Origin of the sequence: Candidatus Desulforudis audaxviator MP104C, from assembly GCF_000018425.1 — a bacterium.
GTDB lineage: Bacteria > Bacillota > Desulfotomaculia > Desulfotomaculales > Desulforudaceae > Desulforudis > Desulforudis audaxviator.
The window spans coordinates 1301922-1317379 of the sequence record NC_010424.1 but is presented as its reverse complement, the minus strand read 5'-3'; the positions used below and the strand labels follow the sequence as shown (position 1 = coordinate 1317379).

The window sequence follows — 15458 nt, the reverse complement described above, 5'->3', positions numbered from 1 at the left end:
TCCGTAGTGAGGGCGTGCATTTACCAGGGGAATTGGCGGCGGGGGGTAGTCCGTGGTTTTCTGAGCACCAAGAAAAAAGAGAGGGGGATTTCGTATTGTTGAAAAAGAGGAGAATTCTAGCCTGGATAGTGACCGTAGTGTTCGTGCTGGGGCTGGCTGTGGCGGCCGGCTGCGGCGGTGGGAAGGCGCCGGCACCCGCACCCCAAGAGGAGAAGAAGCCGTGGCCGACTTCCATGACCATCGGCGCCGCATCCATCGGCGGCACTTATTACCTGTATGCCGGCGGCTGGAGCCAAGTCATTGAGAAAGTCACGGGGATTCCCACCGCCGTGGAGGTGACCGGTGGTCCGAACCACAATATGCAGTTAGTGCATAACGGTGACCTGGAACTGGGTATGGTGACCATGGGTCCAGCCTTCGAAGGCTGGAACGGTGAAGGCGACTGGACGCAAGGGGTCAAGATGACCAACGTACGGGCGATTTTCCCGATGTACACCACTTACTCCCAGTGGTGGGCCTTCAAGGATTCTGGCATCAGATCCATCACCGACCTGGCGGGCAAGAGAGTCGGCGTCGGCCCAGCCGGCGGCACGGCCGGAACCTACCATCCGCGCATCCTGGAGTTGCTGGGAATTAACGCCACCGTGCGGCACGCCGGTATCGGCGACCTGGTGGCCCAGCACCAGGACGGGCAGTTGGACGCGAACAGCTTTGCGGCTGGCATTCCGGTTTCGAGCGTGATGGAGGCGGCGGCGCAGAAGGAATTGGTTCTCTTCGGGGTGGACGGCGAGGCCCGGGATAAGGTCTGCGCCGAGTGGCCCTTCTGGAGCCCGTCGGTCATTCCGGCCGGTGCGTACGACTTCCTGACCGAAGACGTGCAGACGATCGAAATGTGGAACATGGCCATCGCCCACAAAGACCTGCCAGATGATCTGGTTTATGAGATCGTCAAGGGTGTATTCGAGAACCGGGAGATGATGATCACGGCGCACCCGGCCGCCAAGGAGACGCTGGCGGAGAACGTGGTCAAGAACACCTGGTTGCCGATGCATCCTGGAGCCATCAAGTACTACGAGGAAATCGGCATCGAACTGCCGGCGGAAGTCTACCCGGCGGAGTATAAGAAGTAAGCATACCTGAGACGGGTCCTTTTGCCACGCGGTGGCGATTGGAGTCTTTCCGGCGGTTCAACCGGTCACGGAGAGCACGGCAGCGGGCTCTCGCCCGCCTCACGGCGGCGAGAGCCCCTTAACTGAAGTCCCAACCCAGAAAGGAGACTGCCATGACCCAGGGCAAACAGCACGAACCAGTTGATCCAGGCCCGCAATCCGGGTCGGGGAAAATCACGGATCAAATCGACTTTGACCAGATCGAGGCCCTCGATTCCTCAGGCCACCGCCGGCTGAGCGGATGGCTGGCCAGGTTGGTTGCGGTCTGGGCCATCTTCGCCGCCGGTTTTCACCTCGTTGTCCTTGTGTTTCACCCGATAGACCCGTGGTTATTTCGCAACTACCATCTGGTGTTGCTTGGGGTCCTGGGTTTCATCCTCATTCCGGGTTGGAGCAAGGCTAAGGAACGGGTGCACTGGCTGGACTGGGTGTTTGTGGTCCTGCTGCTGGTGTGCGGTTGGTACATCGTCCACCATTTCCAGGCGCTGCTTTGGCGCGCTGGGGTGGTACCCACCAAAATGGACTTCTACGTAGCCCTGATCGGCGTGCTCCTGGTTCTGGAACTGGTGCGGCGGGCCAGCGGCTGGGCGCTACCCATCCTGTGCAGCGTATTCATCGCTTACGCCTTTCTGGGTCCGTACCTGCCCGGCATGCTCCAGCACCGCGGGTACTCCATGGAGCGGTTTTTCACCTACATCTACAGCCTCGACGGCGTGTTCAGCGTTCCCCTGGCCATTTCTTCCAAGTACATCATCCTGTTCATTATTTTCGGCGCTTTCTTGCAGGTGTCCGGCGTGGGCCGGTACTTTGTGAAGTGGGCGTTCTCGGTCAGCGGGCACGCCCGCGGCGGGCCGGCCAAGGTGGCCGTTATCGCCAGCGCCCTGATGGGCACCATGAACGGCACCTCGGCGGGCAATGCCGTGGCCACGGGCAGCTTCACCATCCCGCTGATGCGCAAGGTCGGGTATTCGCCGCGGTTTGCCGCCGCTACCGAGGCGGTAGCTTCCACCGGCGGGCAGATCATGCCGCCGGTGATGGGGGCCGGCATCTTCATCATGGCGGAGCTGACCGGAATCCCCTTCCAGCACCTTATAATCGCCGGGATCATTCCGGCGTTGCTCTACTTCATCTCGGTATATTTCATGGTCGACCTGGAGGCGATAAAGCTCAAGCTGGTCGGTTTTCCCAGGCATATGCTCCCCTCGTTCCGGTCGGTGATGAGACAGGGCTACCTGTTCCTGCCCGTGCTGATCTTGTTCGTGATGCTCTTAATGGGGCGGTCGGTGGTCATGGCCGGGTTCTGGGCCATTGTCAGCAGCCTGTTGGTGAGTTGGTTCAGTCGGTCGACGGCCATGGGACCGTCCAAAGTCTTGAAAGCGCTTGAAACCGGTGCCAAAAACGCAGTACAACTCATGGCCGTGTGCGCGGGGGCCGGCATCATTATGGGGGTAATCGCCCTCACCGGGGTCGGCATGAAGTTCGCGTCGGTCATTCTGGGCATCGCCGATACCAACCAGTTCCTGGCGCTTGTTTTTGCAATGGGCATCTCCATTGTCCTGGGGATGGGCCTGCCGACCACGGCCGCCTACGCGGTGGCCGCTTCGGTGGTGGCCCCGGGCCTGATCCAGCTCGGGATAACGCCCCTGGTGGCCCACTTCTTCATCTTCTATTTCGCCTGTGTTTCGGCGATTACACCCCCGGTGGCGCTGGCGGCGTACGCCGCGTCCGGCATTAGCGGTTCGGACCCGATGAAAACATCGGTCACCTCCTTCCGGTTGGGAATCGCCGCGTACATTGTGCCGTTCATGTTTTTCTACGCTCCGGAGATTTTGACCCACGACAACCTGCTGAAACTGATCCTGCACTCGTTCACCGCTCTGATTGGCATCATCGCCCTCTCCTGCGCGGCGCAACGCTTCTACTTCGGCCGGCTGAACGTGCCGCTGGCGGTAGTGATGTTCGTGACGGCGGTAAGCCTGGTTTCTCCGAACCTGTACCTGGGCGGTGCGGGCTTAGCCGTACTAGCCGGGCTGTTCTTCTACCAGCGGTACTACCGGCGGCGGAACGACCAAGCGCCGGGCGCGCCGGCCGTGGCGGGGTAAGCTGCGGTGGGGCCGGCTGGCGGTCGGTCCCCCGGGTTAAAATAGTTCAGTGTCGTCGATACCCAATAGCCAGATAAAGAAGGATGTACTAGTGCGCACCCTGGACTGTGAAAAAGTTGTTGAAGCAACCTCCCGTCTCTGCCGGGAAGCAAACTATGTACTCGAACCGGACGTGGTCGCTGCCCTTGAAGGAGCCCGCCAGGAAGAAGTCTCACCCACCGGAAAGGACGTCTTGGGACAGCTCCTCGAAAACGCCCGGATTGCGGTCCGTGAAGAGATTCCACTCTGCCAGGACACCGGTATCGCCGTGGTCTTTGTGGAGGTCGGTCAGGACTTGCGGATTGTGGGCGGCAGCCTGGAGGAAGCCGTGGTTCGGGGAGTGAGGGAGGGCTACGAGCAGGGTTACCTGCGCAAGTCGGTGGTGGCCGACCCGCTGAACCGGGTCAACACGGGCGACAACAGCCCGCCGGTGATCCATTGGCGGCTGGTTCCGGGCGACCGGCTGAAGATATCGGTGATGCCGAAAGGCGCTGGCAGCGAGAACATGAGCGCCCTCAAAATGCTTAAGCCTGCCGAGGGGCTGGACGGGGTGAAGCGGTTCATCCTGGAGACAGTGTCGTCCGCCGGGCCGAACCCCTGTCCCCCGCTGGTGGTGGGCGTGGGCCTCGGGGGCACGATGGAAAAAGCGGCCCTGCTGGCCAAGGAGGCGCTGCTCCGTCCGCTGGGGACCAGAAACCCCGTCGCCGAACTGGCCGAACTGGAGGAAAACCTCCGCGTTTTCCTGAACGAGTTGGGCATCGGCCCGATGGGACTCGGCGGCCGCGTCACGGTCCTGGCCGTACACCTTTCGACCTATCCCACCCACATCGCCATGCTGCCGGTGGCCGTGAACCTGAACTGCCACGCGGTGCGGCACAAGACGGCCGTGCTCTAGTGCTGGTTCCGGGACGGCCGACCCCGCGAGGAGGGTTTTTGGAATGTCCGATCCCAGACGCATCACGCTTCCGTTGACCGATGAACTGGTGGCCGAGTTGCGGGCCGGCGACCGGGTGCGTTTGAGTGGCACACTGTTGACGGCGCGGGACGCGGCCCACAAAAAGCTGGTGGCGCTCATCGAACAGGGTGTCCCATTGCCCGTGGATTTGAACGGCCAGGTGGTGTACTATGTCGGGCCGTCGCCGGCCCGTCCGGGCCGGGTGATCGGCGCCTGCGGGCCCACCACGGCCGGACGCTTGGATTCCTACACGCCCGCCCTGTTGGCCCAGGGCCTGAAAGGCATGATCGGCAAGGGCTTCCGGTCTCCGGAGGTGATCACGGCCCTGAAAGAGTACCGGGCGGTGTATTTCGGGGCGGTGGGCGGCGCTGGCGCTCTGCTTTCCAGGTGCGTACAGGCAGCCAGGGTGGTCGCTTATCCGGAACTGGGGCCAGAGGCCGTTCACGAACTGATTGTTGTCGACTTTCCGGCGGTGGTGATCAATGACATCCATGGCGGCGACCTGTACCGCGAAGGCCGGCGGCAATATGCCGTCAACAAGTGATCTGGGAGTCTGGTGTTTTTGGTCCGAGGCCGGACGATAGGTGAGGCAGATTCTGGCATTATTCTGATTCGGGTTTTTGGTTGTCCATTCTGGATTCTGAATTCCCGTTTATCCGGGTTAGGGTCGGACAAGGGCTTTTGGCCTTCGGTGCCCAGTACTACCGAACGAGGGGTAGCCGTGAAATGACCAGGGTTGAAATGACCTTGCAAGTCAAAGAGATAAGCGGGCAAAATCCATTCCTTTGTATGCAGTGTGGACTCTGCAGTGCCGGCTGTACCGGAAGAGGGATAATGGATATGCTGCCCAGGCAGGTTATGCGTTTGATTCAGTTTGGCAACGCGCAGGTGTTGGACAACCGGTCAATCTGGATGTGCACCACCTGCCTGACTTGTACGGCCAGGTGTCCCCGGGGCATTGATATCGCCCGCGTGATGGAAGCGTTAAGAACGATTAACTTACGCCGGGGCGATGGTGTGCTGGCGCCGGAGGACCTCGCGGCGGAATTCCTGGCCGAGATTCCCCAAATGGCCTTGACCAGCGCGTTTCGCAAACTCAGTGCATAAGAGGTTTACCATGGGTATTCCGTATTTTCCGGGATGTACTTTACACGTGAAGGCTAAGGAGTTGGACGATTCCACCCGGGCCGCGCTGGCTGCTCTGGGTGTGGAATTGGCTGAGCTGCCTGAATGGACCTGCTGCGGCACGGTATTTCCGCTGGCCCAAAACAACTATATGGGGATGGTGGCCTCCGCTCGTATTTTGTCCAACGCCGCCAAACAAGGAGACGGCCGGCTGGTGACGGTGTGTTCCTTCTGCTACCATGTTCTGAAGCGGGTCAATTTCGCGATCAAGAACAACGACGAAGCCAGAACCAAACTGAAAGAGTATCTTGAAGAGGATTATGACGGTGGGCTCAGTCTGCTGCACCCCCTGGAGCTTCTGCGCGATGAGGTTGGGTTTGACGCCTTGAGGAACCGGGTCGGCGAGAGACTGAAAGGCGTGAAAGTGGCGTGCTACTACGGCTGTATGCTGTCGCGGCCCGCCAGGGAGATGGATTTCGGAGCGCCCGAGAATCCGACCATCATGGAAGAATTCGTGGAAGCGTTGGGTGCCGAACCTGTTGATTTTCCCGGCAAGACAAAATGCTGCGGTTCATACCAGGTATTGAACGAACATGAGTTGGTTGCCGGCAGAGTGAAGGATATTTTCAAGGCCGCCTCGTTATGCGGTTCCCAGGTGATAATCACCAGTTGTCCGCTGTGCCGATTCAATCTCGATACGTTCGGTGAAGCCGAAAATCGCTCAAAGATCCCGGTCCTGTATTTTACACAGCTTTTGGGTATAGCCCTGGAGATACCCATAGATAGGCTGGGGTTGGCCGGTCAGGATGGCGACCCCAAACCGCTGTTGCGGGAAGCATAAGGTACAATAAGGAGGCCGGAGCATGACCGGGGAGACGAAAATGGTAAGTATATATATCATGGGCAAACAATATGAAGTTCCCCGTGGCGTAACCATTATGAAAGCCATGGAATTCGCCGGTTACCGGTTTATCCGGGGTTGCGGCTGTCGGGGCGGCTTCTGCGGCGCCTGTGGCACCGTCTACCGGACACCCGGCAATTTCCGCCTGAAAGTGGGACTGGCCTGCGCCACCATGGTGGAGGAAGGGATGCACCTCACCCAAATACCGTTTTATCCCGCCAACAGGGCTGCTTATGATCTACAGGCGCTCAAACCCACCTTGGGCACGTTGCTTCAGCATTATCCGGAGGTGACACGCTGCCTGGGCTGCAACCAGTGCACCAGGATCTGCCCACAGGGACTGTCCGTTATGGATTATATCGCCGCCGCCCAGCGCGGAGACATCGAGAAAACGGCGCACCAGTCTTTCGATTGCATCATGTGCGGCCTGTGCGCTTCCCGGTGCCCGGCCGAAATCGTACAGTATAACGTCGGTATTCTGGCACGCAGGCTTTACGCCCGGCATCTTGTTCCTCCGGCCCAGCATCTGGCGAAACGGGTGGAAGAGATTAAAGCCGGAAAGTTTGATGACGAGCTTAACAGGCTGATGCGAATGGATAAGGAAGAGCTTCAAAAACTCTATGACGCCCGGGATATCGAACAATAAAGGAAGGTTGCCACATGTACACACCGGAAATGCTCGGTTTGATCAAGACCGTGGAACAGACCAGGGAGAGACGCCTGAAAGAATCCTTCCCGCGATTGACGGCCGAAGAAAAAGCTAATATCTTGCGATCTTACCACCCGGACTATATGGAAGGCTCCATGCGGCCGGTCAGAGTCGGACCCAATGCCGGGGAAAAAATGCCGCACGCACACGTTGACCTTCTGGAAAGCCGCTCCATGGTGGATGTTGACGGCCTATCGCTGGATACGATCGATTACGATGTCGATGTGCTGGTTATCGGCGGCGGCGGTGCCGGCACGGCCGCCGCTCTGCTCGCCGCCGAGGGGGGCGCCGATGTTCTCCTGGCCACCAAACTGCGCCATGGCGATGCCAATACCATGATGGCCGAAGGGGGGATTCAGGCCGCTGACAAGGAGAACGATTCGCCAGCCATTCACTACCTGGACGCCATGGGGGGCGGCGGCTTTACGAATATCCCTGAACTGGTGCGGGCCCTGGTCACCGATGCGCCGCTGTGCATTCAATGGTTGGAAAGCCTGGGCTGCATGTTCAGCAAAGATCCCGATGGTACAATGAACAGCATCCACGGTGGGGGCACCTCCCGAAAACGGATGCATTTTGCACATGACTACACCGGTGCGGAAATAATGCGTACATTGAGGGATGAGGCCCGTAACCGGGGCATCAAGGTCGTGGAATTTTCGCCCGCCGTGGAATTGTTAACGGACGACCACGGTCAATGTGCCGGAGCCGTTCTTTACAACCTGGAAACCGGGCAATACCAGGTTGTCAGGGCCAAGACGGTGATTATCGCCACCGGCGGTTCCGGGCGCCTGCATATCAATGACTCTCCCACCACCAATCACTATGGGGCAACAGCGGACGGACTGGTGATCGCTTACCGTGCTGGCGCCAGGCTTATTTTCCTGGATGCCACGCAGTTCCATCCCACGGGGGTGGCATTTCCGGAACAAATAGTGGGCCAGTTGGTTACGGAAAAGGTACGCGGCCTGGGTGCCCAACTGGTCAATATTGACGGGGAACAGTTCATCTACCCCCTGGAAACCAGAGACGCGGTGTCTTCAGCCATTATCAGGGAATGCCGGGAACGCCGGAAGGGGATCAGTGTTCCCAGCGGTTACGGAGTATGGCTTGATTCACCCATGATCGAAATCATCCATGGCAAGGGGACCATCGAAAAAGAACTGCCGGCCATGTTCCGGCAGTACATACGATTCGGCATCAATATGGCTGAGATGCCGATCATCGTTTACCCGACCCTGCATTATCAAAACGGCGGAGTGCTGATCAATGAGAATGCGGAATCCGAAGTACCCAACCTGTATGTCGCCGGAGAGGCATCCGGCGGGGTACATGGCCGTAACCGTTTAATGGGCAACTCGCTGCTGGACATAATCGTTTTCGGCCGGCGGGCCGGGAAAAATGCCGCCGAAAAAGCGAAGACCGTCAAACTGGGCAAATTGACCTTGGATCATACGAAGCGGTTCAATGAAGAATTGAAAAAACAAGGATTGGGTCAACGGGTGGCGCCGATATTACTGCCTGATTATCGCGGCAAAATCAGTGGATAGCAAAACGGCCCCAGTTAGGCCGGGCCGCATGAGTCAGAGCGGGAATCGGAGATCAGCCGCCGTGATCAAGCAGGAGTTCGACAATTGAAAAGTAGCCGGGCAGTTCAGCGTCGCGCTCTGGAAAATCGACTTGCACCAGTTCCGACTCGGAACCGACCAGGAAGCGGCAGTTGAACTCGGTCCGCGGCCACACTGCACGGTGTCCGGCGGAGAAGGGGATCCTGGCGGTCATCTTCTGCAGAGCCGCCAGGGAATAGGTGCGCAGTTCGAACTGCAAGGCCGATACGGACAGAACCAGGAGCTTGGCGCGGGTGCAGACGTAATATTTGGCCAGAAACGACCCGTCCAGCTGCTGAATCCGGGATGCTTCGTACCAGGCGAACAGGCCGTCCCGGGGAAGTGTCCGGGCCAGGATTTCCTTGACCGCCGGACCTCCATACCACTTCTCCGCGGCCTGAAGCAAGCTGTTTTTGGGCTGCATGGGCAAGACACCTCTTTTTCTGGACATTTCTACTCCAAGGTTTCCGTTTCAGACCCTCGCGTTCCCGTGCCATCAGTAGCGCGGGCTTTTCTTCTGCTCGTGGTAGTAGGCTTCGACGCCGATCTCCCGCATGCGGTCGTTCATTCGGCGCCACCGCCGCAGCAACCCCTCATCGAACCGGTTACGTCCGCTTTTTCCAATGCTTCTACGTTCAAATACCCGTTCCTTTTGGAGTTCCAGGAACATTTTGCAGAGAAAACCGGAGAGTTTCAAACAATACGAAAAGCCCACAGTGCGTGGGCTCCCAGCACAACCACCTTGACAACAACGATCACCCGCACGGCCGCCGGCAGCCAGACAACTTTGTTCCGTGCCCACCACAATGCGACGCACGCCAAGCCCACGTAGAGCAAGACGGAGGCTGCGGCAAGGGCGGGGGAGATGTCAAAAAGTGCGGCCAGGATGGGATTACCCTCGCAGATGGCACCAATCTGAAGACCGTGATGTGTGAGCGCCACGTCGGCAAGCGTCAGCGCCCAAATAGCAATGATGAAAACCGGCAGCCGGCGCTCCGGCGGCCGGATGAGCTTGGCAGCCCGGTGAAACAAACGTGAGAATTTCACGCTATATCAGGCTATTATTCACCCTGCGGCAGCCGGTTATCCAACCAAGCCAGCGTAAGGGCCATAACTGAATCAAAGACAACCGCACCCACGAAGTCAACCACCGCGATCCGGCAAACAGCCCCCATCACCTCACACCAATTAGTGTTAGCCAAAAAAGGACCTTCTATTAAGACCCCAATGCGTCGTACACGCTTACGTCACACGCTAAAATATAAAATATAAATAAAGAAAGGGCTCTGGTGGAATTGTGTTCCAAACCCACAGCCCTTTTGCCTGTCTGCATTTGGTGTCGGAGGGGGGACTTGAACCCCCACGGGAGTACCCCACACGCCCCTCAAACGTGCGCGTCTGCCATTCCGCCACTCCGACGTTTTGTGTACTAGTAACAGTGTAGATGCCGGGGGGCGGTTTGTCAAGGCGAGTTGCAGCCCAGCGTTTTGCGTTGTAAGCATTTTTGGTCCCGACAAGGCAACGCCCACACCCGGCACCGGCTGTTCCCCAAGCCACAAAACACAGTTAGCAACCTAATATTGGGGTAAATGGAGTATATAGACTATGCCGCTCTGCCAAAGGGCAAACTTACCCCAGCGCCACTCTGGGCGTCTCTTGGCAGGTAATCTGTTTTCCGGTTGAGCCCCGTCAGGCCGCCTTCACCAGGCTCCTTAAGTCTATTCCTTGTTTTTGTCGCAGTCGGCCCACGGCCATCGCCAGCATCACCATCAGGGCCAACCCGCAACGCAGCTTCATCTTCTTCAAGCCCCGAATGAAATGCTTTTCAAATCCGTAGGCCTCGTCCAGGCGGGCATTTACCCTTTCTACCGCCGTACGCTTTTTGTAGAGTGTTTTCCACTTGTAGCTGGACCGCGCCAGCGGGGTGAAGATCCGCCGGTCTTCCACCAGGGGAATACGTATCCCACCGGTTGCGGCACATTGTTCCATGCCCCGGCACTCTACTCCGTAGTGCCGGGCCGGACAGCGGTATTTCAAGGTTTCCCGGTCTTTCTCAAATCCCCCGAAGGCCATCTCGCGATGTTTGTTTGTCTCGGGGCAGCAACAATAAACCGTTCCACGGTAATCGTAAACGATGTTCTCCTTACCGGTTACAAGCCACGTCTCCTCGCCGTCCCGCCACGTGTTGCGGATGTCAATCACGGGCTTGATCCGGTATTCGTCCCAGAGTTTCACGTTTAGCTTGATGTCGTCAAAGGCTTTGTCCGCCGCCAATGCCTCGCAGCGGGCCACAATCTCCGGATGCTCTTTCGCCACCCGATCAATGAGTATATGTCCCTCTTTCACGTCGCTGGCCGATGCCTTTGTCACCGCAAATCCCACCGGCAGTTCATAAACAGCGTCAACTACAAGGTGGAGTTTGTAGCCAAACCACCACACGACTTTTTCCCATAGGGTGCCGCCTTTCTTACGCCCCCGGTATGTTTTCCGGCCCCAGTCCGCATCGGTGTCCCGGCGCCCGTCAGGCTTTTGGACCTTCTCTTCTTCATCCCGCTTTTTGCCCCGGGCCAGACTGCTGACGGCTTTGCTGTCTATGGCCAAAATTCGACCGAAATCCGGTAGCAGCACTCTTATTTCATCCACCAGCCGCGTAAATATGTTTTCCACTTCGTCGGCGTGCCGCATCAGTTTCACCAAGATGCGGCTGTATATGTAAGAAGGCGGAACGGCATCCTCGCCCCGGGCCGGATCAAAACCGCAAAGTTCCCACAACTGGCCGTTCCGGCAGAGTTCCCGCCGCAGGCTCTCCACAGACACGTGCTGAAATACGATCCCGGCCAGGATGGAGTTCCAAACCGCCCGCACCGGGTAATCATCCCGTCCCTTACCACGCTCTCTCTCCAGCTTTTGCATCAACTGCTCATCGGGCAGGTGGTTCACTACAAGCAAAAAACGTTCCAAGTCACCGAGTTCGTCGATTTCCTGCCACCCAAAAAGCCGCTGTTGTGGTATAATGGCCATAAGGGAAACCTCCTTCGTGGTTCTTTTTTGGTGGTTACAAAAAGGATTCTCCACAAAAGGGGGTTTCCCTTCTTATTTCTCATTCTCCTTCGCTTTTTCTCCGCTTTTCTCCCTTGGGGTCAATTTTGCCGATCCGCCCGTTACCCATCCCTGCAAACCGCATAAAATCCGGATTGGACCGGGGTAAAATGTTTTTTCCGCAACTCTAAAACAGCCTATTTATCTTTTCTCCCGAACATCGCAAATGGCTTCAGCCGTTACCGGCCCCCGGGGGATGACGGCTTTGCCGAACGGCGGGCTCGTCACTACCGACTGGGAAACACAAACGCAGATAGAAAAAGTTGACTGCCGGAATCGGGCCTGAATCCGGTCCGGTGCTCAAGCTCCCTCCGTATATTATTTATATTATTTTTAGGAAAGCTCCCGCTTTGCCGGCGGCCGTCGCTGGCATTGCAGCAATAAGTTTCTGGAACAACCAGAGATTTGGCATTGCATTTGCCCCCAAAGACCTGTTAATTTGGGGACAACCGGAACTAGTTGAAAAGGAGTGCGAGGCATGACGGCCATTGTGTATGCCCGTCAGACCAAACCGTCAGCGGATGCGTTTTCTTTGGACTTACAGATACTTGAATGCAAAGAGTACGCGCTGAGGGTCGGCTGTACGGAGGTAGAGGTCTTCACGGATGAGGGTCTCTCGGGTTGGACGTTGGACCGTCCGGGCCTTCAAGCGGCCCTAGCCCGGATCGAGGAAGGCGGCGTATCGTATTTTATTTTTTTTGAGTTGGATTGTCTGGCCAGGAGGCTCCGGGATCAGATGCTCTTGATTAAGACACTGGAAGACTTGGGCCTGCAAGTGGCGGGGGTCCGGACGCCCATACCACACCCGGTTTCTCTGATTTGCCTCCCGCAGGGTTACCAGAGCAGTTACAAAATAAACTAGGCGCATGTATATTTGGTATCCGCAACGGGCAGAATCAGGTCATAAGGGTGCGATAACTTGAAGGCGATTAAAGACTATGAACTTAGTTCTCCAAAGCCTAAAGGTTCATCGCACCCTTGTTTTTTGTGTTATAGTGGCGAGGAGACACAGCGTGAACCGGGGAGAGAGAACTTGCAGGGGTTTCTGCTGGACGTTTACGAGCGGCTGTACGCGCATTATGGGCCCCGCCACTGGTGGCCGGCGGAGTCGGCCTTTGAGGTGATCGTGGGTGCCATTTTAACGCAGCAGGTATCCTGGAGGAATGTGGAAAAGGCGATTGCGAACTTGAAGGCCCGGGACAGCCTGTCGGTAGAAGGCATTCTGGCCCTGCCCCATGCCGAGTTGGGCCTTCTGATTCGGCCTACCCGCTATTACAACCAGAAGACCCAGCGGCTTAAGGATGTATGCCTGGTGATCCGTGAGGATTTCGGCGGGGACACCGGGCTGTTTCTCCAACAGGAGCCCGGGGCCTTGCGGCGGCGCCTCCTGGCGGTGCGGGGGATCGGTAAGGAGACTGCCGACTCTATCTTGCTTTACGCCGCGGGCCGGCCGGTGTTCGTGATAGACCATTACACGCACCGAATTCTGAAGCGCCTGGGGCTGGCCCACGGCGGCGAGTCCTACGACCAACTCCAGCACCTGTTTGAGGCCCACCTGCCGCTGAACGCAGCGCTCTTCAACGAGTACCACGCGTTGCTGGTGACGCACGGTCATCGCCTGTGCCTCAAGACCGGCCCGCGCTGCCCGGAGTGTCCGCTGTCCGACCTCTGTGCCCACGCGTCCCAAGCCGGCGTACAGCCGGACGGCCGACAGCCGGCGGGAACTAGTGTGCCTTGAGCCTGCCGGACACGACCCGGTCGAGTTCACTCAGGGTTACGCGTTTGCCCAAACAGTTGCCCGTCAACCGCAATGTTCGGGGCCGTCGGGGTATCCGGATTGCCGTTGTGTTTCCGGTCCTGCAGCCGGACCACGTCCACCTGGACGGCGTCACCATATTTGTCTTTGACTTTCCCGGCCCAAGCCTGCAGGCTCCTTCAGGTCGCGCCTTCCACCTGGTTGGAGTAGATCGTGATATTGACCACGCCGGATCCCTCCCCATGACAAGTTTTGCATTCTTGCTTATCTTCTCCGAGGATCAGGTAGTCTATACCGGGCCGGGCCGGGGAGCGACCCCGGAGGGCTCGGCCGGATTAGTCTAAGGGCGGGTTTGAACGGGCGGGCGAAGCGGCGGTTCCTGGTCCTGGAACGTGGACCCGTTTTCGGCGTTCGGTTTACCCATCAGCCGCCGCTCCACCGTGAAGCGGCCCGAAAGGGAGTGATAGGTAATGAAGTCGGCCAGGATGGCGGTACGGTCGGCGCCGTCGAAGTGGATGATCACCGCCGCGTAGGGGATCTCCGAGGCGGACTGCAGTCCCCGCAGGCCGGCGGCACCGGTGCTGCCGGGGTTGATGTGCCAGGAGCCTTCCAGGTTTTCGAATCCCGTTCGATGGGTGTGGCCGCTGATGAGGATGGGTATTTGGCCGGCGAAAGCCCGGGCCACATCCGGGTGGTGCACGAGCAGGATGTCCGGCTTCGTCTGCGCCCGGTCAAACTCGCCGCGCAGCCAGTCGATCTGTTCCTGCAGAAGCAGGCGCTCCTCGTCGGCGTCCACGGCTGTCACCGCGTCAACGTAAGCCCAGGGATCGGGAGAGCCCAGGATTTTGATTCCCTTGACGTCTTCGACCCGACCGTTTAACAACAGCCCATTTGGAAGGCCCCGCACAAAATCCATGACCCCGGTTGAATCGTGGTTGCCCGGCGCGAAGACGTAGGGCACGCCCAAATCGGCCAGCTTGGCCGCCGCCTGCGCTTCGAGCGGGGAACCGAAGTCGGTCAGATCACCGGCATCGAGAACCGTGTCCACCTGAAAGTGATGGACCAAGGCCTGAGCAAAGTCAAGGCCGACTGGATTGTTATGAATGTCTGCGATTACCAGCACCCGCCGGTTGCTTTCCTCGCCGGCGGTTCCCAACAGAGACAGCCGGTCCACCTGTCCGGAAAGGATCTGGATGTTGCTCACCAGAAGATCAGTCTTGTTCTGAAAGTCCTGAAGCTTATCCAGCAACTGGTCGGCCATGTGCATGACCCGCGGGGCGGCGGCGATGGCCCCATGGTACTCTGGCTCCCGGAAGGCCGACCGGTCATAGGTATGTAGGGTCAGACCCAGGGTGAGCCCGACGAGCAGGGCGCCGTAGATTCCGGCCCGGACGAGCCGGATCGAGGGGGGGCGGGCCAAGGCCCAAAAGATGATGACCGCGCCCAGGGCCCCAAAGGCGACTTGCCGGGCGGCGAAAGCCGTGAGCGTCTGCTGGGATTTTGATTCAAAGTTGCTGATCAGGTTGGAATCCACCTGGGGGTATAGTTGCCGGCCGATAACATCCGGCCTCACGCCCTGTACGGTGATCTGAATCTCTATCGGGGTGGGGTGCGTGTCGGCGGTGAGACTGCCGACCGGCGGGATCTCCAGCACTGTCCGGCCGTTCAGGACCGGGCGCAGCTCGCCCCGGAAGAAGACGCCCTGCACCTCGTATACCGCCGGGCCGAAGACCGTCACAAAGAACACCGCCCCAGTAATAACGGCCAGCAGTTCAACCGCGACCAGGCGCCATCCGGTACCGGCAAGCCGGGCGGCAATTCGGGCCACGAACCCGCGCAAGGTCAAGTTCCCCCTCATCCTCATTACCGCATTTGCGTTAAAGATACCACGGCCCCGAAACCAGGGCAAATTGCAGTATGTGGTAGATTTTCCTACCCGGCACGAGGTGCCCCTCACCAGATCAACTGCATAGGATGGAAGGCAGGGCTGGAAGGG

At 58.5% G+C, this 15458-nt stretch carries 16 protein-coding genes and 1 tRNA gene; 10 read left to right on the top strand and 7 right to left on the bottom strand.

Annotated elements, in window-relative coordinates; all coding sequences use genetic code 11:
• Positions 1–98: 98 nt before the first annotated feature.
• From DAUD_RS06355 to DAUD_RS06320, 8 genes are all read left to right on the top strand, one after another.
• Positions 99–1130, top strand: a complete 1032-nt coding sequence (locus DAUD_RS06355; protein ID WP_200858699.1) for a TAXI family TRAP transporter solute-binding subunit — start codon at positions 99–101, stop codon at positions 1128–1130.
• A gap of 152 nt (positions 1131–1282) precedes the next feature.
• On the top strand, positions 1283–3271 hold the full coding sequence (locus DAUD_RS06350) for a TRAP transporter permease (RefSeq protein WP_012302351.1): 1989 nt from the start codon (positions 1283–1285) through the stop codon (positions 3269–3271).
• A gap of 91 nt (positions 3272–3362) precedes the next feature.
• Positions 3363–4205: a fumarate hydratase gene (locus DAUD_RS06345; RefSeq protein ID WP_166485135.1), complete on the top strand. Its 843-nt coding sequence runs from the start codon at positions 3363–3365 to the stop codon at positions 4203–4205.
• Positions 4206–4248: 43 nt separating this feature from the next.
• The gene (locus tag DAUD_RS06340) at positions 4249–4809 is read left to right on the top strand and encodes a Fe-S-containing hydro-lyase (protein WP_012302349.1); all 561 of its coding nucleotides are present in this window, start codon (positions 4249–4251) and stop codon (positions 4807–4809) included.
• 182 nt (positions 4810–4991) lie between these two features.
• On the top strand, positions 4992–5372 hold the full coding sequence (locus DAUD_RS06335; RefSeq protein ID WP_041570858.1) for a 4Fe-4S dicluster domain-containing protein: 381 nt from the start codon (positions 4992–4994) through the stop codon (positions 5370–5372).
• Positions 5373–5382: 10 nt separating this feature from the next.
• Positions 5383–6231 carry a CoB--CoM heterodisulfide reductase iron-sulfur subunit B family protein gene (locus DAUD_RS06330; protein WP_012302347.1) on the top strand — a complete coding sequence of 283 codons (849 nt, stop codon included), beginning with the start codon at positions 5383–5385 and terminating at the stop codon, positions 6229–6231.
• A 22-nt stretch (positions 6232–6253) separates the two neighbouring features.
• Positions 6254–6937, top strand: a complete 684-nt coding sequence (locus DAUD_RS06325; protein WP_012302346.1) for a 4Fe-4S dicluster domain-containing protein — start codon at positions 6254–6256, stop codon at positions 6935–6937.
• A 14-nt stretch (positions 6938–6951) separates the two neighbouring features.
• Positions 6952–8550 carry an FAD-binding protein gene (locus tag DAUD_RS06320; protein WP_012302345.1) on the top strand — a complete coding sequence of 533 codons (1599 nt, stop codon included), beginning with the start codon at positions 6952–6954 and terminating at the stop codon, positions 8548–8550.
• A gap of 52 nt (positions 8551–8602) precedes the next feature.
• Here DAUD_RS06320 and DAUD_RS06315 read toward each other — a convergent pair whose 3' ends face one another.
• From DAUD_RS06315 to DAUD_RS06295, 6 genes are all read right to left on the bottom strand, one after another.
• Complete coding sequence (locus tag DAUD_RS06315) at positions 8603–9031, bottom strand: hypothetical protein (protein WP_041570857.1); 429 nt, start codon at positions 9029–9031, stop codon at positions 8603–8605.
• Positions 9032–9103: 72 nt separating this feature from the next.
• Entirely contained in the window at positions 9104–9322 is a 219-nt protein-coding gene (locus tag DAUD_RS06310; RefSeq protein WP_166485134.1) for a hypothetical protein, read from the bottom strand.
• Complete coding sequence (locus tag DAUD_RS06305) at positions 9301–9654, bottom strand: DUF5658 family protein (RefSeq protein WP_166485133.1); 354 nt, start codon at positions 9652–9654, stop codon at positions 9301–9303. Before DAUD_RS06305 ends, DAUD_RS06310 begins: the two co-directional genes overlap by 22 nt.
• Before the next feature lie 14 nt (positions 9655–9668).
• The gene (locus DAUD_RS12460; protein ID WP_166485132.1) at positions 9669–9809 is read right to left on the bottom strand and encodes a hypothetical protein; all 141 of its coding nucleotides are present in this window, start codon (positions 9807–9809) and stop codon (positions 9669–9671) included.
• Between the two features lie 132 nt (positions 9810–9941).
• Positions 9942–10026, bottom strand: a tRNA-Leu gene (locus DAUD_RS06300).
• 270 nt (positions 10027–10296) lie between these two features.
• Entirely contained in the window at positions 10297–11628 is a 1332-nt protein-coding gene (locus DAUD_RS06295; RefSeq protein WP_012301410.1) for a transposase, read from the bottom strand.
• Positions 11629–12184: 556 nt separating this feature from the next.
• Here DAUD_RS06295 and DAUD_RS06290 point away from each other — a divergent pair.
• Both DAUD_RS06290 and DAUD_RS06285 read left to right on the top strand, forming a co-directional pair.
• Positions 12185–12568 (top strand): recombinase family protein, encoded by a 384-nt coding sequence (locus DAUD_RS06290; RefSeq protein WP_012302342.1) that lies wholly within the window; start codon positions 12185–12187, stop codon positions 12566–12568.
• Positions 12569–12739: 171 nt separating this feature from the next.
• Positions 12740–13444 (top strand): endonuclease III domain-containing protein, encoded by a 705-nt coding sequence (locus tag DAUD_RS06285; RefSeq protein WP_041570855.1) that lies wholly within the window; start codon positions 12740–12742, stop codon positions 13442–13444.
• 358 nt (positions 13445–13802) lie between these two features.
• Here DAUD_RS06285 and DAUD_RS11565 read toward each other — a convergent pair whose 3' ends face one another.
• Entirely contained in the window at positions 13803–15302 is a 1500-nt protein-coding gene (locus DAUD_RS11565; protein ID WP_012302339.1) for a metallophosphoesterase family protein, read from the bottom strand.
• Between the last annotated feature and the right edge of the window lie 156 nt (positions 15303–15458).